This is a genomic window from Amycolatopsis sp. NBRC 101858 (assembly GCF_030269325.1).
GTDB classification, from domain to species: Bacteria; Actinomycetota; Actinomycetes; order Mycobacteriales; family Pseudonocardiaceae; genus Amycolatopsis; species Amycolatopsis ponsaeliensis.
Genome location: NZ_BSTD01000003.1, coordinates 68,614 through 91,030 on the forward strand (window position 1 = coordinate 68,614; position 22,417 = coordinate 91,030).

Sequence of the window (22,417 nt, forward strand, 5' to 3'; positions counted from 1 at the left end):
CAGGGTGTTGACTCGGTCCCACACACTGGGAGGGAACCATGACCGCAGCAGAGAACAAGCAGCTCGTGAGAGCCGCATTCGACGCCTGGGCGACCGGCGACATCCGGCCGCTGATCGCTGCCATGGCCGACGATGTCACGTGGACGGTCGGCGGGCACAACAGCTGGTCCGGCAGCTTCCGCGGCAAGGACTCGGTCCGCCGCGACCTGCTCGCGCCGCTCGGGGAGCAGTTCGACGGCACCTACACCAGCACCGCGAGCCGGTTCGTCGCCGAGGACGACGTCGTCGTGGTGGAGACGCGGGGCAGCGTCGCGACCAAGGCCGGGCCGCGGTACGACAACCAGTACTGCTTCGTCTTCCGGCTCGACGGCGGGAAGATCCGCGAGATCACCGAGTACCTGGACACCCAGCTGGTCGCCGAGGTGCTCCCGGAGCTGGCCAGGTGACACCCGCCGCGGCCGACGGGTAATGATGAGCCCGTGCACATAGCGGCAGAGATAGTGGCGCTGGTCGTGACGGTCCTCGTCGTCAGCGCGGTGGCGCGGCGGCTGGACTGGTCCGCCCCGTTGTGCCTGATCGTGGTCGGCGTCGGCGCGTCGTACGTCCCCGGCGTGCCCGAGTACCACCTCGACCCCGAGGTCGTGCTGCTCGGCCTGCTCCCGCCGCTGCTGTACTCGGCGGCCATCCAGACGTCGCTGGTCGACTTCCGGAAGAACCGCGGGGCGATCGGGCTCATGTCGGTCGGGCTGGTCGTCTTCACCGCCTTCGGCGTCGGGCTGGTCGCCTGGGCGGTGATCCCCGGCCTCCCGCTGGCCGGCGGGATCGCGCTCGGGGCGATCGTGGCGCCGCCGGACGCGGTCGCGGCCAGCGTCGTCGCCCGCCGGGTCGGCATGCCCCGCAAACTGATCCGGCTGCTCGAGGGCGAGAGCCTGTTCAACGACGCGGCCGCGCTGGTCGCCCTGCGCACGGCCATCGCCGCGCTGGCCGGCTCGGTCAGCTTCTGGCAGGTCGGCGCCGACTTCCTGCGCGCGGCGATCGGCGGGATCGTGCTCGGGCTGGTCGTCGGGTTCGTGGCCGCGTTCATCCGCGCCCGGCTGAACGAGCCGGTGCTGGACACCGCGCTGTCGTTCGCGGTGCCGTTCATCGCCTACATCCCGACCGAGGCGATCCACGGGTCCGGCGTGCTGGCCGTGGTCGTCGCCGGGCTCATCCTGGGGCACAAGGCGCCGAAGATCCTCTCCGGCTCGGCCCGGCTGGCGAGCAGGCTGAACTGGCAGACCATCGCGTTCCTGCTGGAGAACATGGTCTTCCTGCTGATCGGGCTGCAGCTGCGGCGGATCCTGTCCGAAGTCGGCGAATCCGGGCTGTCGCTGGCCATGCTGACCTGGATCTGCGTGGCGGTGCTCGTCGCGACGATCCTCACGCGGATGCTGTGGCTCATCGGCATCGGCACCGTGAAGCGGCTGGAACGGCGGATGCTGCCCAACCGGGCGAAGGCCAAGATCTGGCCGTGGCGCTACTCGGCGGTGATCTCCTGGGCGGGCATGCGCGGGGTCGTCACGCTCGCCGCGGCCTTCGTGCTGCCGGCGGACACCCCGCAGCGGGCCGTGCTGGTGCTCGCCGCGTTCGTCGTGGTGGCCGGCACGCTCGCCGTGCAGGGCATGACGCTGCCGCCGCTGATCCGGCGGCTGCGCCTGCCGCGGCCGGACCCGGCGGAGGACGCGCTGCAGGAGGCGTCCGTGCTGCACGACATGACCACCGCGGCGCTGGCGAAGCTCGAGGAGATCCAGCGGCCGGACGACCCGCCGGAGATCATCCAGCGGATCCGCGACCGGCTGCAGAACCGCTCCGACTCGGCGTGGGAGCAGCTCGGCAGGCAAAGCGTCCTCGCCGAGACGCCGAGCGACGCCTACCGCCGCCTGCGCATCCAGCTCCTCGAGGTGGAGCGCGAGCAGTTCCTGAAGGCCCGCGACGCCGGCAGCGCCGACGACGACGTCCTGCGGAAGGTCCTGGAGCGGCTCGACATCGAAGAGTCCATGCTGGACCGCGACGACGAGGAACCCGACGTCGAGGGCCGCGAGCTGCGCACCCCGGCCGCGACGGCCGGTTCGTGCAAGCACCTGGCCCACGAGTGGGTCGAACGCGATCCCAGCTCACCGGACACGTGCGCCGCCTGCGTCGAGGAGGGCACGAACTGGGTGCACCTGCGGATGTGCCTGAAGTGCGGCAACGTCGCCTGCTGCGACTCCTCGCCGCGCCGGCACGCCACCCGGCACTTCCACGAATCCCGCCATCCGGTCATGCGCAGCTTCGAGCCGGGCGAGACGTGGCGGTGGTGTTTCGTGGACAAGCAACTCGGATAATGTCGGGGCCATGAGCACGCCTGAGCAGGAGATCGAGTACCGCCAGCACCGGTTCAGCCCGCCGCCGGGCTCGACCGAGATCTTCCTGGTCCGGCACGGTGAGTCCGCGCCCGCTCGCGGCGAAAACCCCTTCGCGCTGGTCGACGGCCAGGCCGACCCGGAGCTCGCGCCCGACGGCCGCGACCACGCCCGGCGCGTCGGCGACCGGCTGGCCGGCGAGCGGATCGACGCGATCTACGTGACGACGCTGCGCCGCACGGCGGAGACCGCGGCTCCGCTGGCCGAGAAGCTCGGGATCACCCCCGCCGTCGAGCCGGACCTGCGCGAGATCCACCTGGGCGACTGGGAGAACGGCCTCTTCCGGAAGTACACGGCCGAAGGCCACCCGATCGTCGAGCGGCTGTGGACCGAGCAGCGGTGGGACGTCATCCCGGGCGCGGAGTCCGACGAGCGGTTCGGTGCCCGGCTGCGCGGCGCGCTGACGCGGATCGCCGCCGCGCACCCGGACCAGCGCGTCGCCGTGTTCACCCACGGCGGCGTGATCGGCGAGGTGTTCGCGCAGGCGAGCCGCTCGGTCGAGCGGTTCGCGTTCCTCGGCGCGGACAACGGGTCGATCTCGCACCTCGTGCTGCACGGCGACACTTGGATCATCCGGCGCTTCAACGACACCGGGCACCTGGCTACGCCGCTCGGCTGAGCTTCCCGGCCGCGACGAACTGCACGGTCACCAGGATCGAGACGGCTTCCGCGGCGAGCAGCCCGATGAGGACCAGCACCTGCGTCAGGCCGGCTTGGATCGGGCCGGCACCGCCGAGCAGGACGCCGACGTAGGCGCCCGGGAGCGTCACCAGACCGACCGTGCGGGTCTGGTCGAGGGCCGGGATGAGTGCGTGCCCGGCGCTCGGGCGGCAGATCTCGAGCGCGGCCGGGCGGGGCAGGAACCCGAGGGCGAGCGCGGCTTCGTACTCGCCGTGGCGGGCTTTGAGCTCGTCGAGCGCCCTTCTTGCGGCCTGCGACGTCGCGGTCATCGCGCCGCCGATGACTATGCCGGCGATCGGGACGACCGCGATGGGTTTCGGCGGAACGACCCCGGCGCCGAGGATCAGGGCGAGGACCGGGGCGACACCGGCGGCGATGGCGAGGGCCGTCCAAGGCAGGTTCGTCCAGGGGCCGGCGCGGCGCGCCGACGTCACCGCGGCGATGGCGAACATCAGCAGCACGAACAGGCCGGTGAGCGGGGCCGACCGCAGGACGGCGGTGATCACCAGCGACACGAGGGCCAGTTGCGCGACCGCGCGGACGGCGGCGATCAGGACGTCGCGGCCGCGGCCGAGGCCACCGGCCTGGACGACCGCGGTGGCGGCGATGGCGAGCAGGACCAGCACCGCCACGAGGGCGGGCCCGAAGGTGATCGCGGCGTCGTTCACGCCGCCCATCGTGCCGTCAGACGGCGCAGCTGAACTGGCGGCCCGGCTCGGCGACGGTCTTTTCGGCGACGACGACCCCGTCGACGACGATCCGGCAGCGCAATTCGCCGGGCCCGGGGTTGCGGGCGGCGATGCTGTAGAACTCGGTGCGCCCGGCCGGGCCGACGCGGGTGAATTCGGCCGACCACGGCGTCGCGACCTGGGCCTGCTGGGTCAGCGCCGAGCCCTCGGCGGCGAACGTGACGTCCTGGGCGCCGTGCGCGCCGAGCAGTTCGTAGACGACGGAGTGGCGCACGGTCGCGACGGCGGCCGGCACGACCGGCGCGGCCACCGGCTCCTGCTTGGCCTCCCCGCGCGAGGACCGGGGCACGACGTACGACGTCACCGCGAAGGCGGCGGCGAGCACGACCAGGACGACAACGACGTTTCCGGCCGGCTTGACCCGGCGCACGCAGTCACGATCCGGCCTGGTCGCGGTGGGAACACCCATGGAGAGGTCTTCTCTCGTCGCGCGCACTTCCGTCGAGTGCGTCGACCTCTATCTCGCCGTGACCTCACTGCGCGTTAGCGAGGTTTCGTGAGAAGTCCAACTTTCACCCAATCGGGTGCGGTCAGTCCACGAGCCCGGCATCGGCGAGCAACCGCAGGATCCGCTGCCCGGCGGGCGGGCAGGCGGAAGCGTCGGCCGAGCCGAGCCACGCGGCCTCGGCGATCTCCCGCGACGGCGCCGGTTCACCCCGGTGCTCGGCGGTGTAGCAGGTCATCCGCACGAGCCGGCCGTCGGCGAACCCGTCGGCCTGCTCTTCGAGGACGGCGAAGAAGCGGAAGGTGAGCGGATCGAGCTCGACGCCGAGCTCCTCCCGGATCTCCCGGCACAGCCCGCCGACGTCCCCTTCGCCCGGCTCGCGCTTGCCGCCGGGGAGGTAGAACTTCGTCTTCCCGGCGGTGCGGACGGACAGCAGGCGGCGGTCGCGGACGTGGATCCAGGCCAGTGAGTCGATGGTTTTGTCGGACCCGGGGTGCATGATCTGGAGTATGTACGAGGAGGCGGCACCCCCCGGGCCGCTGGCGGGCGTGGCGCGCTGCGTGTGGCGGTCGGCTTCGGCGGGCCCGAAGCGCATCGTCCCCGACGGCTGCCTGGACCTGGTGGTCGGCGACGGCGGAGTGTTCATCGCGGGCCCGGACACGGCGGCGTGGTCCTCGGTGACCCGGCCGGGCGCCGAGCTGCGCGGGGTGCGGTTCACCCCGGGCCGCGCACCGGCGGTACTCGGAGTGGCAGCGGACGAGCTGCGCGACCGCCGGGTGTCGCTGGGTGAGTTGTGGGGGCAGGCCGGGGAGGTGCTGGCGGAGCGGTTGTTGTCGGGCGAGCTGACGCCGGCGCAAGCGGTTGCGTCGAGGTTGCCGGAGGTGGGGCCGGCAGACCAGGCGGTGGCGGCGTTGATAGCGAGGCTGGACGCGGGGGCGGCGCGGGTAGCGGAAGCGGCGGCGATGGTGACGGGGGCTGGACAGGATGGCGTGAGCCCGGCGCAGGTCGCTGAAGCCACAGCGATGCTCGACCGGCCGACCCCGCCCTCAGCCGCGCCGGAGGTTGCCGCCGCGCGGCTTGAAGACCCCGGCCCCTTCGCCGTCAGTGAGCGGCGGCTGCGGCGGCGCTTCGTCCAAGCCGTCGGGTACGGCCCCGCCACCTACCTCCGCGTCACCCGCTTCCAGCGGGCCGTCGCGCTGGCTCCGCGCGTCGATGGGCTGGCCGCGCTCGCCGCCGCCGCCGGGTACTCCGACCAAGCCCACCTCAGCCGGGACTGCCGGGCCCTGACCGGCCTGACCCCGCGCGCCTACTTCCGCACACCCTCCACTGTGGACGAGGCGGTGCGTGATCGGCTCCGTTCGGCGTAACCCGTGCGGGCAACCGGAAGTGGGACCGCGCCCCAGAAGGTAAGCGGACGGTAAACGACTACCAAGAGCGCTATCCTCCCTTCGACCGGTGATCAGGGAGGGCGTGTGGCCACCATCAGCGACGTCGCGGCGAGGGCCGGCGTCTCCACGGCGACCGTGTCGCGCGCGCTCAACGGCAAGTCCACTGTGGACCCGATGCTCGCCGCGCGCGTCCAGGAGGCCGCCGCCGAGCTCGGTTATCACCCGAACGGGCTGGCGCGGAACCTCCGCCGCCAGGAGACCGCCGTCCTCGCGCTGATCATCTCCGACGTCGAAAACCCGTTCTTCACGGCCATCGCGCGCGGCGTCGAGGACCTCGCGCAGCGGTCGGGCTACTCCGTCGTGCTCTGCAACTCCGACGAGAACGAGGACAAGGAGCGGCGCTACATCGAGGTCGCGCTGCAGGAGCGGGTCGCCGGGGTGGTGCTGTCGCCGACCGGGCGGTCGACGAACGTCGAGGGCCTGCGCCGCCAGGGCACGCCGCTGGTGGCGGTCGACCGGCCGCTGCCGGCCGACGCGGGTGACCAGGTCCTGGTCGACACGCGCCACGCGGCCGCCGAAGCCACGCGGCACCTGCTGGCCGGCGGTTACCGCCGCGTCGCCTGCCTGACCGGGCCCGCCGGCGTCCGCACGGCCGACGACCGCCTGGCCGGATACACCGACGTCGTCGGCGAAGCGAACGCGGTGTCCCGGCGGGCGGAGTACCGCGCCGAGGGCGCCCGGCTGGCGGCGCTGGAGCTGCTCGACGAGCCGTCCCCGCCGGACGCGCTCCTGGTCGCGAACAGCACGATGGCGATCGGCGTACTGGAGGCGCTGTCGTCGCGCGGCCTGCGTTCGGGCCGCGACGTCGGCATCGTGTCGTTCGACGACGCCCCGTGGACGACGCTCATCGAACCGCCCCTGACGGTGGTCGCGCAGCCGGCGTACGAGGTCGGCCGGGTGGCGGCGCAGCTCCTGCTGGCCCGAATCACCGACAGCAGCCGCGAAGCGACGACCACGACGCTCGAGGCACGCCTGATCGAACGGAAGAGCTCCCGCCGCTGAGTCCCGGAGAGTCGGTTCGCGTACCTGGACAGTCGGCTCGCGTACTCAGACGGTCGGCTCGCGTACCTGGAGGGTCGGCTCGAAGCCGTGGACTCCGCGGACAGACGTGCCTGGGGGGCCGGCTCGTGCCAGGCCCCCCAGGCACGCCCCACCCCCTGTGTCCCCCATGGCCGGCGTCAACCCGCCGGATCCTGTGAGCACGGAGCGGAAATCGTTTACTCACACGGAACGTAAGTCCAGGACCGCGCACTGTCAAGCCTGGACAACGTCCTCCGATCCGGGCAGACTATCCGGAAGTTGCCTACTCAACGTGTTGAGTGATGTGCGGTAAGTGTCGATCTCTGGTGAATTCACCCACAGTCAGGGCAAGAAACCGCACGAACCCGCACAGGCGCGCTGTTTCGGGTTAACCTGAGCCACATGTCTGTAGCGCTGGAGAACATCCTCGCCAAGGCGGGCCTGAAAGTCGACGCGAACGAGTTCCTCACGCTCGTCGAAGACGCCGCGCGCAGACTGTCGCCACCGAATCCGGATCCCTCGCACTACTTCTCCGCCGACCAGCGCGCCGCGCTCACCGACGTCGGCCTCGATCTCTCACCCCGCAAAGAGGGCGAGCCGGACTTCCGCGCCCGCACGGTGGCCGCTCACGCAGTCCTCGCCGAAGGTGCGCTCAGCGTCAACGAAGCGGCGAAGGCCCTCGGCGTCGACGACAGCCGGATCCGCCATCGCCTCAAGGAAGGCAGGCTGACCGGCTGGAAGGACGGCGGCTGGCGCCTGCCGGCGTGGCAGTTCGCCGGCTCGGGCGTGCTGCCCGGCCTCGAGGTCGTCCTCAAGGCCCTCCCCGACGACCAGCCCGCACTCGTCGTCGCCGCGTTCATGAGCACTCCGCAGCCGGACCTCGTCATCAACGAGCATCCCGCGACCCCGCGCCAATGGCTCCTTTCCGGGGGTGACCCGGACCACGTCGCCCGCCTCATCGCCATGCTCGGCTCGCCGTTCTAGGCTGGGCCTCCCCGAGCAAGATCACCGACAAGGACGGACCACCCCCGACCCATGGCCCGGCTCCCGCTGCCGCCCGCCCGATCCGTCCTGGTCCGGCAGCTGAACCGCGCCGATGACGTGGTGACGGTCCAGCCCGCGACCAGGCTCGTCCGGATCTTCACCGCGCACGGCAACCACCCCCAGCAGTGGAACTCGTTCCGCTACACCGGCCCGCTCCCGCACGGCCGGTTCGACCAGCAGTCGCCCGGCCGCGGCGGCGCGCCGGTCACCGACCCCGCGAACGGGGTCCTCTACTTCGGCCTCACGGTCCGCACCTCGGTCGCCGAGGTCTTCCAGACGAGCTCGTCGGTCGACCGCCGCACGCGCGGCCCCCGGCTGGTCGTCGTCCGCCCCACGCGCACGCTGCGCCTGCTCGACCTGACCGGCCTGTGGCCGACGCGGGTGGGTGCGTCGCAGGAGATCTCGAGCGGGCCGAAGAAGCTGACGCAGGCGTGGGCCCGCGCGATCCGCGGCGCGTTCAGCGACCTCGACGGCCTCTGGTACCGCTCCTCGATGGACTCCGGCGACCCGGCGATCTGCCTGTGGGACCCCCCGGCGGGCGCGGCGCTGCCGATCGCGCCGGACGTGCTGCTGCCGCTGGACCACCCGGGCCTGGACGTCCCGCTGGGCCGGGTCTGCGAAGAGCTGAACTACACGCTGCTGAACTGAGTGGCCGGCGCCGGGACGTTGACCTCCAGCGCGGTGGAGGTTGCAGCCTGGCGACCATGAACCTCGTCGTACGCGCGGAACACCAGTCGCTCTTGCTTTGCTTCGAGCCGTGGGCCAACCAGCACACGGTGCTGCCGGGTACCGCCGTGCTGGTCCGGTTCCCGCCGGACAAGCAGATCGAAGTGGTGCACCACCGCGACGGCATGACGTTCTACAGCGCGGGCCCCCACCCCGACCTCTACGCGGAGGACGGGACCGCCGTGGAGATCTACAGCGAGTACATGCCGGAATTCCCTCCCGAACTCGAACGGCACATGGACACGCTCCGGCAGATCTTCGAGATCACCGAGCCGAGCCGCACCGAGCCGGACCGCCTCAACTAGGAACCGAGGGCGCCCGGGCCGGGCCGCGTGCACGACCCGGGCGTCTTCGTGCGTCGGCCACGAGCGCAAGAGCGCCTACAGGTGCCGCCCCCACCACTCGAGGATCGCTTCGAAGCGCTGCACCCGGTGGCGCGGCCGCCCGGAGCGGGACAGCTCGTGCCCCTCGCCCGGGAACAGCAGGAACTCCGCCGGTGCGCCCGCGCGGCGCAGCGCCACGAACATCCGCTGCGCCTGCTCCAGCGGGCAGCGCCAGTCCTGCTCCGAATGGACCACCGCGAACGGGATCTTGATCTGCGCCGCGTACGAAAGCGGCGAACGCTCGCGCTGCACCTCCGGCGACTCGCCGATGTACGCGTCGACGAACGTGTAGCCGATGTCGGAGCTGCCGACCATCGAGTCCCACGCGTTGACCGCGCGCTCGCTCCACGCCGCCTTGAAGCGCTCGCCGTGGTGGGCCGCCAGCCAGCTCGTCATGAACCCGCCGTACGAACCGCCCATGATGCCGACGCGGGAGGCGTCCAGGTCCGGCCGTTCGAGGGCCTTGTCCAGCAGCGCCAGGACGTCGTCGACGTCGACCGTGCCGAAGCCGTGCGTGATCGCGTGGCCGTGGGTCTGCCCGTAGCCCGCCGACCCGCGCGGGTTGCCGAGCACCACCGCGTACCCCGCGGCCGCGTACACCTGCGCCTCGTCGAACACCGCCCAGTCCTGCTGGGTGAACGGGCCGCCGTGCACCACCCGCAGCACCGGGTGCGGGCCGTCGCCCTCGGGCAGCACCAGCCAGCCGTGCACCGGGTAGCCGTCCGGCGCCGAGGTCTCCAGCTCGATCACCGGCCGGAGGCCCGTGGCGCGCAAGGGCTTCGAGTAGTCCGTCAGCTCCCGCACGCCGCCGTCCTCGATCAGGACGACCTCGCCCGCGGTGTCCAGCGTGGCGATCACCGCCGCCAGCACCGCGCCGTCCAGCGTGAACGACCGCAGCGCGGTCCGGTCCGCGTAGACCACCGGCAGGTCGGCCAGCGGGGCGTCCGCGGCGTCGACGGCCACGGCGCGCAGCTCGACCGCGCCGCGGTTGCGGACGGCCACGAGCACGTCGCCCTCGCGCGGCGCCGGCGGGCCCGCCGAGGCCTCGCAGTCGACGGTTTCGATGTCGGTGAGCCGGCGCGCCTTCGCCGGACCGGCGCCGAACTCCGGCGTCGCCGTGTAGAGACCCGTCATCGCGGCTTCGTGGTGTTCCGCGTAGGACTGTCCGAAGTAGAACAACGTGCCGTCGGCGGCGAACACCGGACGCTCCGAGAACCCTTCGCCCCGCACGACGAGCTCGGGCTCGCCGCCTTCGGCGGAAATCGCGCAGATGTCGCGGAAGTCGCTCTCGGCGGCGCCCCAGTCCGGCGGCGCGGTGAAGACGACGCGGGTGCCGTCCGGCGTCCACACCGGGCCGGTGACGTCGTACTCGTCCCCGGTCAGCGGTTCGGGGTCCGGCACGTCCTCCGCCAGGGCGTCGACGACGAACAGGCGCTGCATGCGGTCGCGCAGGAACCCGAGGTCGTCGAGCCGGTAGTCCATGCGCGTGATCCGGCGCGGGGCTTCGGCGGCCGGCTCCGGCGTCTCGTCGTCGGCGTCCGCCGTGCCGTACCGGCCGGGTTCGGGGACGCGCGCGGTGAAGGCGATCCGCCGCGAGTCCGGCGCCCACACCGGCTCGCCGGCCCCGAGGTGCAGCGAGGTCAGCCGGCGCGCGTCACCGCCGTCGGCCGGCATGACGTGCAGCTGCGGGCTGCCGTCGGCCCCCTTGCCCTCCCCGGCGCGGAGGAACGCCACCCAGCGCCCGTCCGGGGAGATCGACGGCGCCGAGTCGCGCGGACCGTGCGTCCACGCGGACTCGCCGCCGTCGAGCGAGACGCGCCGCAGCGAGCTGTGCGCGGCGTTCGTCTTCAGGTCGGGTTTCTTCAGCGCGGTGAGCAGCAGGTTCCCGCGCAGCGCGGGACGGCCGGGGGCGACGAGGGCTTCGATGTCGGCAGGACGCACGCCCTCGACGGTACCGGAAATCCTTAGCGCTGCGAACGACCTTAGTCGGGACTTAGGCGGCGACCTGCTTGCGCTCGTCGCGCCGGGCCTTCGCCAGGCTCGCCACCGTGGTCACGGTGAGCACGACGATGATGACCCCGAGGGAGACCCAGTTGTTGATGTCCAGCCAGTCCGGCACGACGTGGTACTCGTGCAGGGCGTGCAGGAACAGCTTCGCGCCGATGAAGGCGAGGATCACCGCGAGGCCGTAGGTGAGGTAGACCAGCTTCGTCACCAGGCCGCCGAGCAGGAAGTACAGCTGCCGCAGGCCCATCAGCGCGAACGCGTTGGCGGTGAAGACGAGGAACGCCTCCTGGGTGATGCCGAAGATCGCCGGGATCGAGTCGACCGCGAAGAGCAGGTCCGCCGACCCGATGGCCACGATCACCAGCAGCATCGGCGTGATCATCCGCTTGCCGTTCAGCTTCACCGTGTAGTGGTGGCCGTGGTAGTCGTCGGTCACCGGGGCGAACTTGCGGACCTGCCGGGTGACGGCGTTCTCGTGGTACTCCTCTTCCTCGTCCTTGCCGCGCAGCATGCTGACGGCGGTCCAGACGAGGATCGCGCCGAAGAGGAAGAACACCCAGACGAACTGCGCGATCAGCGCGGCCCCGATGGCGATGAAGACGCTGCGGAAGGCCAGCGCGAGCAGGATGCCGACCAGCAGCACGCGGTGCTGGTGGATGGCGGGCACCTTGAACGACGCCATGATGATCATGAAGATGAACAGGTTGTCGACGCTCAGCGAGTACTCGGTGATGTACCCGGTGAAGAACTCGACGCCCGGGTCGTGCCCGGCGAAGAGCCACACGCCCGCACCGAAGAGGACCGCGCAGGAGACGTAGAAGATCACCCAGCGAGCGGCTTCCCCCGTGGTCACTTCGTGCGGCTTGCGATCGACGATGACCAGGTCCAGCGCGATGAGCGCGAGCAGGCCACCGATCGTGGCGATCCACAGCCACAGGGGGACAGTCATGAAACCGAAACCTCCGGATAGTGCGCATGAGCAACTAACCGGAGGTCTCTTCCGCCGGCGAAAACACCGGCCGACGGTGCCGGGGGCGCAAGGCCACCGTGCTGACGACACCGCCGCGGAGGAATACTCCCCTCACAGCGCGTCCAGTTTGCCGGTTCTCCCCGGCCGAGCGCCAGCCGGAATCGCGCACGTCACCAGGTTGGTCCTGTAATTTCGGTCACCTCGGTCCACCAGGCGGTCACGAGCGTGTGATCGATGTGAGCCGGTGAGGGCACTCTCAGGAAACTTCACATACGGTCACCTCGTGCCCCGACTCCCGCTCCCGCGCACCCGCGGAGCCCGCCTCACCGCGCTCGCCGCCGTCGTCGTGGTCCTGGCCGCCGGCGCGGTCTTCTGGATCACGCGCCCCGCCGCGCCCGCGCCGGTGCCCACGCAGGACGCGCTGATCGACATGCCCGCCGCGCCCGGCTCGGCGGAGCAGGTCAAGATCGACACGACCACCTACCTGCCCGCCACCGTGCCCGCACCCGCGGTGCTGCTCGCGCACGGGTTCGGCGGGGACAAGAACAGCGTCGCCGACGACGCGCGCGAACTCGCGCGGAAGGGCTTCGTCGTCATGACGTGGTCCGCACGCGGGTTCGGCAAGAGCACCGGCAAGATCGGGCTCAACGACCCGGACGGCGAGGTCGCCGACGCGAGCCGCCTGATCGACCGGCTCGTCGCGCAGCACCAGGTGACCACCGACGCCGGCGGCGACCCGAAGGTCGCCGTCACCGGGGCCTCCTACGGCGGCGCGCTCTCGCTGCTGCTGGCCGGCACGGACAAGCGCGTCGACGCGATCGCCCCGGTGATCACCTACAACGACCTCGCGCAGGGCCTGGTCCCGAACGCGGCCACGCCGGGCCTGCAGGCCTCGGGCACCCCGGCCGCCGGTGCCTTCGCGACCGACGGCGTGTTCAAGAAGAGCTGGGCCGGCATCTTCTTCTCGGCCGGCTCCGGCGCCGCCTCCAGCGGATCGCCGTCGGCCGAGGCGCCGGAAGCCGGGCAGGCCACGGACACAGGATCCACCGGGGCCGCGGGCGCCGCCGCGGCGGCCGTCCCCGCCGTGCCCTCGGGAGCGGGCGGAGGCCGCCAGAGCGCGCCGGCCGACCCGTGCGGCCGGTTCACCGCCGCCGTCTGCCGCGCCTACACCGAGCTCGGCACCACCGGGCAGGCGAGCCAGGCGAGCGTCGACCTGCTGCGCCGCGTCTCCCCCGTCTCGGTGACGAGCAAGATCTCCGTCCCGACCCTGCTGGTCCAGGGCGAGAGCGACACCCTGTTCGGCCTAGACCAGTCCGACGCCACCGCGCGCCAGATCACTGCGGCGGGCGGCAAGGTGCGCACGATCTGGTACACCGGCGGCCACGACGGCGGCAAGCCCGGACCGCAGCTGCGCGGGAAGATCGCCGACTTCCTCTGGACCGCCGTCGACGGCGGCGACCCGGGCACCGGGTTCAGCTACGACGTCCAGGGCACGTTGCGCGCCAACGGAACGCCGTCGGTGCGCACGGTCAACGCGGCTGCCTACCCCGGCCTGACCGGCCCGGCCACCGAGCGGCGGCTGCTGGCGATGAGCGGCCCCGCGCAGGCGATCGTGCGCCCGGCCGGGGCGAACCCCTCGGCGGTGAGCGGGATCCCCGGCCTCAACGGCGTCGCCAGCAGCACGTCCCGGCTGGGCGCGCTGTTCAGCAACGACCCGCCGGGGCAGGCCGCGCAGTTCACGACCGCGCCGGTGGACGGGCAGATCGTCGTCAGCGGCTCCTCGACCGTGCGGCTGCAGGTCGCCGCGGACCCCGCGCATCCGCAGCCGGACGCGGTGCTGTTCGCGAAGCTCTACGACGTCGGCCAGGACGGCTCCCGGGTGTTGCCGGCCAACGCGATCGCGCCGTTCCGGGTGAGCGGGCTGCCCGCCGACGGCACGCCGGTCGACGTCACCGTGACGCTGCCCGGCATCGTCCGGCCGATCGAAGGCGGGCACTCGCTGCGCCTGGTCGTCGGCACGACCGACCAGGCGTTCGCGACCCCGGCCGCGCCCGCGGTGTTCCGGGTCGCGCTGGCCGGCGGCACCGCGTTGGCCGTGCCGGTCGTCGCCGGGACGTCCGTCGGCTCGCCGGCCCCGGTCGGGCAGCTCGTCGGCATCGGCGTGACGCTGGCGATCGCCCTGGCCGTGGTGCTCTTCGCGGTGCTCCGCCGCCGCCGCGCCACCGACGTCGACCCGGAGCTGGCGACGACGCCGCTGGTCATCGAGGGGCTGCGCAAGGAGTACCCGGGCGGGTTCGTCGCGGTGAACGACCTGTCCTTCCGCGTCGAGCCGGGCCAGGTGCTCGGCCTGCTCGGGCCGAACGGCGCCGGCAAGACGACCACGCTGCGGATGCTGATGGGCCTGATCACGCCGACGAAGGGCCAGATCCGGGTCTTCGGGCACAAGATCACCGGCGGCGCTCCGGTGCTCTCGCGCATCGGGTCGTTCGTCGAGGGTTCCGGCTTCCTGCCGCACCTGTCCGGCCGGGCGAACCTCGAGCTGTACTGGGCGGCGACCGGACGGCCGGCGGACAAGGCGCACTTCGGCGAGGCGCTGGAGATCGCCGGGCTCGGCTCCGCGGTCGACCGCCGCGTCCGGACCTACAGCCAGGGCATGCGGCAGCGGCTGGCGATCGCGCAGGCGATGCTCGGCCTGCCGGAGCTCATGGTGCTCGACGAACCCACCAACGGGCTCGACCCGCCCCAGATCCACCAGATGCGCGAGGTGCTGCAGCGCTACGCCGCGACCGGCCGCACCGTGGTGGTCTCCAGCCACCTGCTGGCCGAGGTCGAGCAGACTTGCACGCACGTCGTGGTCATGCACCGCGGCGCACTGGTCGCGGCGGGCGAGGTCGGCGAGCTGGCCGCGGCCGGCGGCGAGGCGACGTTCCGGGTCGACGACCCGGAGGCGGCCGCCGCCGCGCTGAAGGACGGCGGAGTCACCTCCGTCGACGTCGAGGGCGACCTGGTGCACGCCGACCTCGACGGGCTGCCGCGCGCCGAGGCGGTCGCGACGCTGGTCCGCGCCGGCGTCGCGGTGGAGCAGGCCGGGCCGAGGCGCCGCCTGGAAGACGCGTTCCTGCAACTGGTCGGAGAAGAGTCATGAGCGAGGGTGTGCACACCGATCCGCACGCGCTCGACGAGCTGAGCGACGTCGCGTCCCACGAGCACGCCGAGGTCGGGCCGGACGGCGCCGTCGCGGGGTACTCCGCGCGGCGGACGCTGCGGCTCGGCGTCGAACTGCGGCGCCAGCTCAAGCGGCGGCGCACGCAGTTCCTGCTCGGGTTCGTCGCCCTCCTGCCGTTCATCCTGGTGATCGCGTTCGAGGCCGGGCAGTCGAACCCGAACCGGCGCAGCGGCGGGTTCGTCGACCTGGCCACGGCGTCCGCGCCGAACTTCGTCGTGCTGGCGCTGTTCGTGTCGGGGACGTTCCTGCTGCCGATGATCGTCGCACTGTTCTTCGGCGACACGATCGCGAGCGAGGCGTCGTGGTCGAGCCTGAAGTACCTGCTGGCGATTCCGGTGCCGCGTCAGCGGGTGCTGCGCCAGAAGGCGATCGTGTCGGGGCTGCTCTCGGCGGCGGCGCTGGTGCTGCTGCCGCTGGTGTCCCTCGGCGTCGGGGTGCTCTGGTACGGCGCGGGCGACGCGATCAGCCCGACCGGCGACGCGGTGTCCTTCGGCGACAGCCTGCTCGCCATCGCACTGTCCACTGTGTACATCATCCTGCAGCTGGCCTGGGTGGCCGGGCTCGCGCTGGCGCTCAGCGTGTCGACCGACGCCCCGCTCGGCGCGGTCGGCGGCGCGGTGCTGGTGGCGATCCTGTCGCAGATCCTGGACCAGATCACCGCGCTGGAGGGCCTGCGCAACTACCTGCCGACGCACTACGCGTTCTCGTGGATGGACCTGATCTCGACGGACGTGGACTGGACGAACCTGGCGAGCGGCATGCTGTCGGCGGTGATCTACGGGACGGTGTTCTTCCTGTACGCCGGGCGGCGGTTCGCCCGCAAGGACATCACGAGCTGACGTGGCGGTCGAAGGGCACCACCCACCCGCGCCGCTGGTGAAGGCGGTCAACTTGGTGCTTCGCGCGCTGCTCCCGAGCCCGCTCGGGCGCGGCGTCCGCGAGTTCATGCTGTTCGCCTTCACCGGCCGCCGGTCCGGACGGCGCTACCGGATCCCGGTGACCGCGCACCGCGACGCCGGCGGGCTGTACGTGCTCACACCCGCCGGCTGGCGGCTGAACTTCACCGGCGGCGCGGACGCCGACGTGACGTTCGCCGGGCGGACCACGCCGATGCGCGGTGTCCTCCTCGACGACGAGCGCGCCGTCGTGCGGCTCTACCTGGACCGGATCACCGAACTGGGGCCGCGCGCGGCGGCGCGGCAGATCGGTCTCAGGTTCCCGGCCGGGCGGCTGCCGACCCTCGACGAGGTGACCGAGCTGGTGCGGCGCGAGCACTTCGGCGTCGTCCGGTTGAGCGGCCGGACCTGAGCTTCTCGGGTACGGTCTGGCCGTGCCGATCACCCTGGACAGCCACCACGACGTCGCCGTGCTGCGGATCGATCACGGCAAGGCCAACACCCTCGACAGCGACTCCTGCCGCGAGCTCGTGCTCCGGCTGGAGGAGGCTGCGCAAGCCCGTGCCCTGGTGCTCACCGGTACCGGGCGCATCTTCTCCGCGGGCGTCGACCTCAAGCGGGTCCACGACGGCGGCGCGGCGTACGTGTCCGAGTTCCTGCCGCTGCTGTCGGACGCGCTGCTGGCCGTGTTCGGCTTCCCGCGTCCGGTGGTCGCCGCGCTGAACGGGCCCGCCGTCGCCGGGGGTGCCGTGCTCGCGGCCGCGTGCGACCACCGCGTGCTCGGGTCCGGCGGCATCGGTGTGACCGAGCTGCTGGTCGGCGTGCCGTTCCCGCTGTCCGCGCTGGAGATCCTGCGCTGCGCCTACGGCACGGCCCCGCTGCCCGGCCTCACCTACTCGGGCGAGATTTACCGCGGCCAGGACGCCCTCGCGCGCGGGCTGGTCGACGAGCTGGCGGACGACGTGCTCGAGCGGGCGCTGGCCGTCGCCACCCGGCTCGGCGAGCTGCCCGCCGAGGCGTTCGCGCACACCAAGGCCCAGATCCGCCAGCCTTTCCACGAGCGGATCGCCGAGTACCGGCACAGCGACGACCCCGAGGTCGAGCGGCTGTGGCGGTCACCCGCGGCGCTCGCCGCCGTCAAGTCCTATGTGGACAAGGTGCTGCGCTAGGCGGCGTGGACGCCGCTCTCGGCGAGGGCCTTGATGCCTTCGACCGTCTTCTGCATGTTGCCCTGCAGCTCCCCCAGCCGCATCGCGACGATCTCCTCCTCGTGCTCGGGCATCGAGCCGATGATCGTCGTCAGGTTGGACGGGCCGGGGCCGATCTGGGCCCACTGGCGCAGGATCGTGCCGTCGCCGTCGGGGACGAGCTCGAAGCGCCACGACGCGGCCGGGTTCGTCACGTCCATCACGGCCCACGCGAACAGCCGCCCGGGCTCGTAACCGGTCACGGTCGAGACCGTCTCCCACTCCCCGGCGACCGGGTGGGAGTTGCGGCCGCGGAACTGCGCGCCCAAGCCGGGCTCGAAGCCCTCGACCCAGCCACCGCCCTGGAACTCGGTGGAGAAGCGGGCCGGCAGGTCGATGTCCAGCAACCAGGACCAGACCTCGGCCGGCCCCGCGGCGATGCGGACTTCGACCTGCGTCGTAGGACAGTCGGAAACCTTCATGGCGGACCCCTCGCTCGATGCCGGTGCCTCCGGGTTCGGACCGTAACGTGGCGCCGACCAGCCGGACAACTCGCACGATGCCCGCGGCCGCGCACGGCAGAGGACGCGCGCGCCACCCGCCGAAAGTCGGAATCTGACCGATTCTGCGCCCGGACAGCCGATTGCCGACCGCAGCCGGTTCTGTGAGGGTCCCACGGTGGGATCCGAAGCCGGGGAGGGTGCGTCCATGCGCAGACTGTTCACCGCTGTGGCGGCCGTGCTGATGGTGGTGGGCCTGGCGCCCGCCGCGAGCGCGGCGCCCGACATCACGACCGCGCTGGCGCGGATCCCCGGGCTCACGGTCGTCAAGGAGGACCCGGCGCCGGCCGGGTTCCGGTTCTTCGAGCTGACCTTCACCCAGCCCGCCGACCACCGCCACCCCGGCGCGGGCACCTTCCAGCAGCGGTTCACCCTGCTGCACCGCGACTTCGCCGCGCCGACGGTCGCCTTCACCAGCGGCTACAACGTCAGCACCGCGCCGAACCGGTCGGAGCCGACGCAGATCGTCGACGGCAACCAGCTGTCGATGGAGTACCGGTACTTCACGCCGTCGCGGCCACAGCCGGAGAACTGGGCGAAGCAGCTGACGATCTGGCAGGCCGCCGCGGACGAGCACCGCGCGGTGCAGGCGTTCAAGGCGATCTACCCGGGCAAGTGGCTGGCCACCGGCGGCAGCAAGGGCGGCATGACCGCGACGTACTTCCGGCGCTTCTTCCCTGACGACGTCGACGCGACGATCCCCTACGTCGCGCCCAACGACGTCATCGACCCCGTCGACGTCTACAACCGGTTCCTCTCCCGCGTCGGCAACGACCCGGGCTGCCGGGACGCGCTGAAGGCGATCCAGCGTGACGCGCTGAAGCGGCGCGGCGAGCTGGGCGTGATCGCGGCGGCGGATGCGGCTCGTCGTGGACTGACGTTTTCCATCGTCGGCTCGGCCGACAAGTCCCTCGAGATCTCGGTGATCGACTCGTACTTCGCGTTCTGGCAGTACCAGAAGCAGGCGGACTGCGCGACAGTGCCCGCGCCGGGAGCACCCGCGGCCGACGTCTACGCCTGGTACGAAAAGGTCGAGAGCCTCAACACCTACTCCGACCAGGACCTCGAGCCGTTCATCCCGTACTACTACCAGGCGGCCGCGCAGCTGGGCTCGCCCGAGGCGTACGACGGCTACCTGCGCGACCTGCTGCGTTACCCGGGCGCCGACCAGCCGAAGACGTTCGTGCCGTCGTCGGTCAAGATCCCGCGCTTCGACTACCTCGCCATGCCGGACATCGACTTCTGGGTGAAGTCCCGCGGCACCCGGCTGCTGTTCGTGTACGGCTCGAACGACCCGTGGGGCGCCGAGCCGTTCGAGCTGGGCTTCGGCAGCCGCGACTCGTACCGGTACTACGTGCCGGGCGGCAACCACGGGTCGAAGATCGCCCAGCTGCCCGCGGCCGACGCCGCCGCGGCGACGGCGACAGTCCGGCGCTGGGCGGGGCTGCCCGCCGCGTCGCCGCTGACCGCTCGCAGCGCGCCGGCCGGGTTCCCGGACTTCGACGCCGACCTCACCCTGGCGGCGCGGCCACCGCTGTGACTTCCTCGGGCCGGGCGTAGTCTCACGGCACCTTGACGGCCCGGCCTGAGGAGGCGGCATGCCTCGTCCCGTCCACTTCGAGATCCACGCGGGCGACCCCGAACGCGCGGTGGCCTTCTACACGGCGGTGTTCGGCTGGAAGTTCGAACGCTGGGGCGACATCCCGTACTGGGTGATCACGACCGGAGAGGGCAACGGCATCGACGGCGGGCTGGTCCCCCGAGTCGGCCCGGCCCCCGAGGAGACGGCGCCGGTCCACGGATTCGTGAACACGATCGCCGTGACCGACCTCGACCAGTCACTCGACGCGGTGATCGACGCGGGCGGAACACTGGCGCTGCCGAAGAACCCGGTCCCGGGAGTCGGCTGGCTGGCGTACGTCAAGGACACGGAGGGCAACATCTTCGGCATGCTGCAGCCGGACGCGGAGGCCCCGGCACCGAGCTAGGGCCGTTTCGCCCGGGGCAGCCGCCGGACGACGTCGTCATAGGAGGCGTCGATGAGCTCTTCGAGCTCGGCATCGGGAACGCCGCCACCGAGCAGGACGCGGTTCCAGCCGTACCGGCCGAGATAGTCCATGACGGTGACGGACTCCGGATAGCGCTCCCGAACCTCGGCAGCTTCGTCCTTCGTGGAGCCGCACTTGACGGCGACACTGCCGGGTTCGTCCTGCCCGATGAAGGCGAAGCCTTTACCCCCGACCTTCGCGACGAGCACATGATCACCGAAGGGGTAGGTCTCCTCGGCCCCGGCCTTCCCGAGGCAGTAGGCGACAACGGCTTCGACGTTCACAACTCTCCCCTCCGCACGATCAAGCCATCCGGCAGCCGGCCGCACCGCCGAGCACGACGGCACCGCCCCGTCCCCTCGGCCGCCCCCGGCCCCCGGCCTTCCTCTCGGCCGCCCCGGCCCCCGGCCGGCGCCGCCCCCTCTCGCCTACTTGATCCCCGCCGCGTCCATTCCCCTCAGCTCCTTCTTCAGGTCCTGGATCTCGTCACGCAGCCGGGCCGCCAGCTCGAACTGCAGGTCGCGCGCCGCCTGCATCATCTGGTCCGTCATCTGCTGGATCAGGTCGGCCAGCTGGGCGCGCGGCATCGCCGACACGTCCTTGTCCACCAGCATCCCCGAGCTGCGCACCCGGTCGCCCTGCTCCGGCTTCTTGCCGCGGGAGGAGTTGCGGCCCGAGCCGCCCACCGAGACCTGCTCCGTGTCCTCCGCCTCGCTGTAGACGCGGTCGAGGATGTCCGCGATCTTCTTCCGCAGCGGCTGCGGGTCGACGCCTCGCTCCACGTTGTAGGCGACCTGCTTCTCGCGACGGCGGTCCGTCTCCTCGATCGCGTGCTGCATCGAGTCGGTGATCTTGTCCGCGTACATGTGGACCTCGCCCGACACGTTTCGCGCCGCGCGGCCGATCGTCTGGATCAGGGACGTCCCGCTCCGGAGGAAGCCCTCCTTGTCCGCGTCCAGGATCGCCACCAGCGACACCTCCGGCAGGTCGAGACCCTCGCGCAGCAGGTTGATGCCGACCAGCACGTCGAAGTCGCCCGCCCGCAGCTGCCGCAGCAGCTCCACCCGGCGCAGCGTGTCGACCTCCGAGTGCAGGTACCGCACCCGGATGCCCAGCTCCAGCAGGTAGTCCGTCAGGTCCTCGGACATCTTCTTCGTCAGCGTGGTGACCAGGACGCGCTCGTCCTTGTCCGCGCGCTCGCGGATCTCGTGCACCAGGTCGTCGATCTGGCCCTCGGTCGGCTTCACGACCACCTTCGGGTCGACCAGGCCGGTCGGCCGGATGACCTGCTCGACGAACTCGCCGCCCGCCTGGCCCATCTCGTACGGCCCCGGCGTCGCCGACAGGTACACCGTCTGCCCGATCCGGTCGGAGAACTCCTCCCAGGTCAGCGGCCGGTTGTCGACTGCGCTCGGCAGCCGGAAGCCGTACTCCACCAGGTTGCGCTTGCGGGACATGTCCCCCTCGTACATGCCGCCGATCTGCGGGACGGTCTGGTGCGACTCGTCGATGACCAGCAGGAAGTCGTCCGGGAAGTAGTCGATCAGCGTCGCCGGCGCGGAGCCCGGCCCGCGGCCGTCGATGTGCCGCGAGTAGTTCTCGATGCCGGAGCAGAACCCGACCTGGCGCATCATCTCGATGTCGTAGGCCGTACGCATCCGCAGCCGCTGCGCCTCCAGCAGCTTGCCCTGCTTCTCCAGCTCGGCCAGCCGGTCTTCGAGCTCCTTTTCGATGCCCTGGATGGCCTTTTCCATCCGCTCCGGGCCCGCGACGTAGTGCGTCGCCGGGAAGATGCGGACCTCGTCGACCTCCTTGACGATGTCCCCGGTCAGCGGGTGCAGGTAGTAGAGCTTCTCGACCTCGTCGCCGAAGAACTCGACGCGGATCGCCAGCTCCTCGTACGCCGGGATGATCTCGACCGTGTCGCCGCGCGCCCGGAACGTGCCGCGCGCGAAGGCGATGTCGTTGCGCGTGTACTGCACGTCCACCAGCGCCCGGAGGAAGACGTCCCGGTCGAGCTGCATGCCGACCTTCAGCTTCGACGACCGGTCGAGGTAGGACTGCGGGGTGCCCAGGCCGTAGATGCAGGAGACGGAGGCGACCACGATGACGTCCCGCCGCGACAGCAGGTTCATCGTCGCCGAGTGCCGCAGCCGCTCGACGTCGTCGTTGATCGACGAGTCCTTCTCGATGTAGGTGTCCGTCTGCGCGATGTACGCCTCGGGCTGGTAGTAGTCGTAGTAGCTGACGAAGTATTCGACCGCGTTGTGCGGGAAGAGCTCGCGCAGCTCGTTCGCCAGCTGCGCGGCGAGGGTCTTGTTCGGCGCCATCACCAGGGTCGGCCGCTGGACGCGCTCGATCAGCCACGCCGTGGTCGCCGACTTGCCGGTGCCGGTGGCGCCCAGGAGCACGACGTCCTTCTCGCCCGCCCTGACCCGGCGTTCGAGCTCGTCGATGGCCGCCGGCTGGTCACCGGCGGGCTGGTAGTCGCTGACCACCTCGAAGCGGCCGCCGGTCCGGGGGATCTCCGAGACCGGGCGGAAGTCGGACTGGGCGAGCACGGGGTGTTCGGTTGCGAAAGCCACG

Annotated in this window: 22 protein-coding genes; 14 read left to right on the forward strand and 8 right to left on the reverse strand. The window is 71.7% G+C overall.

The window, feature by feature from the left end:
* Positions 1-38: 38 nt before the first annotated feature.
* From QSK39_RS23675 to QSK39_RS23685, 3 genes are read left to right on the forward strand one after another with little or no spacing between them, the layout of a single operon-like run.
* Complete coding sequence (locus tag QSK39_RS23675; protein ID WP_285480009.1) at positions 39-446, forward strand: nuclear transport factor 2 family protein; 408 nt, start codon at positions 39-41, stop codon at positions 444-446.
* A gap of 33 nt (positions 447-479) precedes the next feature.
* Positions 480-2,363, forward strand: a complete 1,884-nt coding sequence (locus tag QSK39_RS23680; protein ID WP_285480010.1) for a Na+/H+ antiporter — start codon at positions 480-482, stop codon at positions 2,361-2,363.
* A 10-nt stretch (positions 2,364-2,373) separates the two neighbouring features.
* A complete protein-coding gene (locus tag QSK39_RS23685; protein WP_285480011.1) occupies positions 2,374-3,060 on the forward strand; it encodes a histidine phosphatase family protein in 687 nt (228 codons plus the stop codon).
* On the opposite strand, the gene QSK39_RS23690 is transcribed toward QSK39_RS23685, so the two are convergent.
* The 3 genes from QSK39_RS23690 to QSK39_RS23700 form a co-directional block, all read right to left on the reverse strand.
* Entirely contained in the window at positions 3,044-3,799 is a 756-nt protein-coding gene (locus QSK39_RS23690) for an ABC transporter permease (RefSeq protein ID WP_502873303.1), read from the reverse strand. The two genes, QSK39_RS23685 and QSK39_RS23690, sit on opposite strands and share 17 nt — an antisense overlap.
* Before the next feature lie 7 nt (positions 3,800-3,806).
* Entirely contained in the window at positions 3,807-4,280 is a 474-nt protein-coding gene (locus tag QSK39_RS23695) for an MmpS family transport accessory protein (RefSeq protein ID WP_285480013.1), read from the reverse strand.
* Between the two features lie 121 nt (positions 4,281-4,401).
* A complete protein-coding gene (locus QSK39_RS23700) occupies positions 4,402-4,815 on the reverse strand; it encodes an NUDIX hydrolase (protein WP_285480014.1) in 414 nt (137 codons plus the stop codon).
* Here QSK39_RS23700 and QSK39_RS23705 point away from each other — a divergent pair.
* The 5 genes from QSK39_RS23705 to QSK39_RS23725 all read left to right on the forward strand — a co-directional run bounded on the left by QSK39_RS23705 (position 4,814) and on the right by QSK39_RS23725 (position 8,859).
* Positions 4,814-5,683 carry a helix-turn-helix domain-containing protein gene (locus tag QSK39_RS23705; RefSeq protein ID WP_285480015.1) on the forward strand — a complete coding sequence of 290 codons (870 nt, stop codon included), beginning with the start codon at positions 4,814-4,816 and terminating at the stop codon, positions 5,681-5,683. The genes QSK39_RS23700 and QSK39_RS23705 overlap by 2 nt on opposite strands.
* Positions 5,684-5,788: 105 nt before the next feature.
* Entirely contained in the window at positions 5,789-6,766 is a 978-nt protein-coding gene (locus tag QSK39_RS23710; RefSeq protein WP_285480016.1) for a LacI family DNA-binding transcriptional regulator, read from the forward strand.
* 420 nt (positions 6,767-7,186) lie between these two features.
* Complete coding sequence (locus tag QSK39_RS23715) at positions 7,187-7,768, forward strand: MerR family transcriptional regulator (protein ID WP_284745867.1); 582 nt, start codon at positions 7,187-7,189, stop codon at positions 7,766-7,768.
* Between the two features lie 51 nt (positions 7,769-7,819).
* Positions 7,820-8,476 carry an RES family NAD+ phosphorylase gene (locus QSK39_RS23720; RefSeq protein ID WP_284745868.1) on the forward strand — a complete coding sequence of 219 codons (657 nt, stop codon included), beginning with the start codon at positions 7,820-7,822 and terminating at the stop codon, positions 8,474-8,476.
* Between the two features lie 56 nt (positions 8,477-8,532).
* Complete coding sequence (locus QSK39_RS23725) at positions 8,533-8,859, forward strand: hypothetical protein (protein WP_285480017.1); 327 nt, start codon at positions 8,533-8,535, stop codon at positions 8,857-8,859.
* Positions 8,860-8,934: 75 nt separating this feature from the next.
* On the opposite strand, the gene QSK39_RS23730 is transcribed toward QSK39_RS23725, so the two are convergent.
* Positions 8,935-10,878 (reverse strand): S9 family peptidase, encoded by a 1,944-nt coding sequence (locus tag QSK39_RS23730; protein WP_285480018.1) that lies wholly within the window; start codon positions 10,876-10,878, stop codon positions 8,935-8,937.
* 52 nt (positions 10,879-10,930) lie between these two features.
* Complete coding sequence (locus tag QSK39_RS23735) at positions 10,931-11,893, reverse strand: TerC family protein (RefSeq protein WP_285480019.1); 963 nt, start codon at positions 11,891-11,893, stop codon at positions 10,931-10,933.
* 304 nt (positions 11,894-12,197) lie between these two features.
* Between QSK39_RS23735 and QSK39_RS23740 the strand changes: the two genes are divergently transcribed.
* Genes QSK39_RS23740 through QSK39_RS23755 form a run of 4 tightly spaced genes read left to right on the forward strand, consistent with a single transcriptional unit; the run spans position 12,198 to position 17,205 of the window.
* Positions 12,198-15,059, forward strand: coding sequence for an alpha/beta fold hydrolase (locus QSK39_RS23740; RefSeq protein ID WP_285480020.1), 2,862 nt, complete (start codon positions 12,198-12,200; stop codon positions 15,057-15,059).
* Positions 15,056-15,979 carry an ABC transporter permease gene (locus QSK39_RS23745; protein WP_285480021.1) on the forward strand — a complete coding sequence of 308 codons (924 nt, stop codon included), beginning with the start codon at positions 15,056-15,058 and terminating at the stop codon, positions 15,977-15,979. The genes QSK39_RS23740 and QSK39_RS23745 overlap by 4 nt, the downstream gene beginning before the upstream one ends.
* Position 15,980: 1 nt before the next feature.
* Positions 15,981-16,448 (forward strand): hypothetical protein, encoded by a 468-nt coding sequence (locus tag QSK39_RS23750; protein WP_285480022.1) that lies wholly within the window; start codon positions 15,981-15,983, stop codon positions 16,446-16,448.
* Positions 16,449-16,470: 22 nt separating this feature from the next.
* On the forward strand, positions 16,471-17,205 hold the full coding sequence (locus QSK39_RS23755) for an enoyl-CoA hydratase/isomerase family protein (RefSeq protein WP_285480023.1): 735 nt from the start codon (positions 16,471-16,473) through the stop codon (positions 17,203-17,205).
* On the opposite strand, the gene QSK39_RS23760 is transcribed toward QSK39_RS23755, so the two are convergent.
* Positions 17,202-17,705 (reverse strand): SRPBCC family protein, encoded by a 504-nt coding sequence (locus tag QSK39_RS23760; protein WP_285480024.1) that lies wholly within the window; start codon positions 17,703-17,705, stop codon positions 17,202-17,204. The genes QSK39_RS23755 and QSK39_RS23760 overlap by 4 nt on opposite strands.
* A gap of 226 nt (positions 17,706-17,931) precedes the next feature.
* Between QSK39_RS23760 and QSK39_RS23765 the strand changes: the two genes are divergently transcribed.
* Together QSK39_RS23765 and QSK39_RS23770 are read left to right on the forward strand one after the other, a co-directional pair.
* The gene (locus QSK39_RS23765) at positions 17,932-19,323 is read left to right on the forward strand and encodes a S28 family serine protease (protein WP_285480025.1); all 1,392 of its coding nucleotides are present in this window, start codon (positions 17,932-17,934) and stop codon (positions 19,321-19,323) included.
* 58 nt (positions 19,324-19,381) lie between these two features.
* The gene (locus QSK39_RS23770; protein WP_285480026.1) at positions 19,382-19,771 is read left to right on the forward strand and encodes a VOC family protein; all 390 of its coding nucleotides are present in this window, start codon (positions 19,382-19,384) and stop codon (positions 19,769-19,771) included.
* Here QSK39_RS23770 and QSK39_RS23775 read toward each other — a convergent pair.
* Both QSK39_RS23775 and uvrB read right to left on the reverse strand, forming a co-directional pair.
* Positions 19,768-20,115, reverse strand: coding sequence for an MmcQ/YjbR family DNA-binding protein (locus QSK39_RS23775; RefSeq protein ID WP_285480027.1), 348 nt, complete (start codon positions 20,113-20,115; stop codon positions 19,768-19,770). The genes QSK39_RS23770 and QSK39_RS23775 overlap by 4 nt on opposite strands.
* Positions 20,116-20,259: 144 nt before the next feature.
* Positions 20,260-22,416, reverse strand: coding sequence for an excinuclease ABC subunit UvrB (gene uvrB, locus QSK39_RS23780; protein WP_285480028.1), 2,157 nt, complete (start codon positions 22,414-22,416; stop codon positions 20,260-20,262).
* Between the last annotated feature and the right edge of the window lies 1 nt (position 22,417).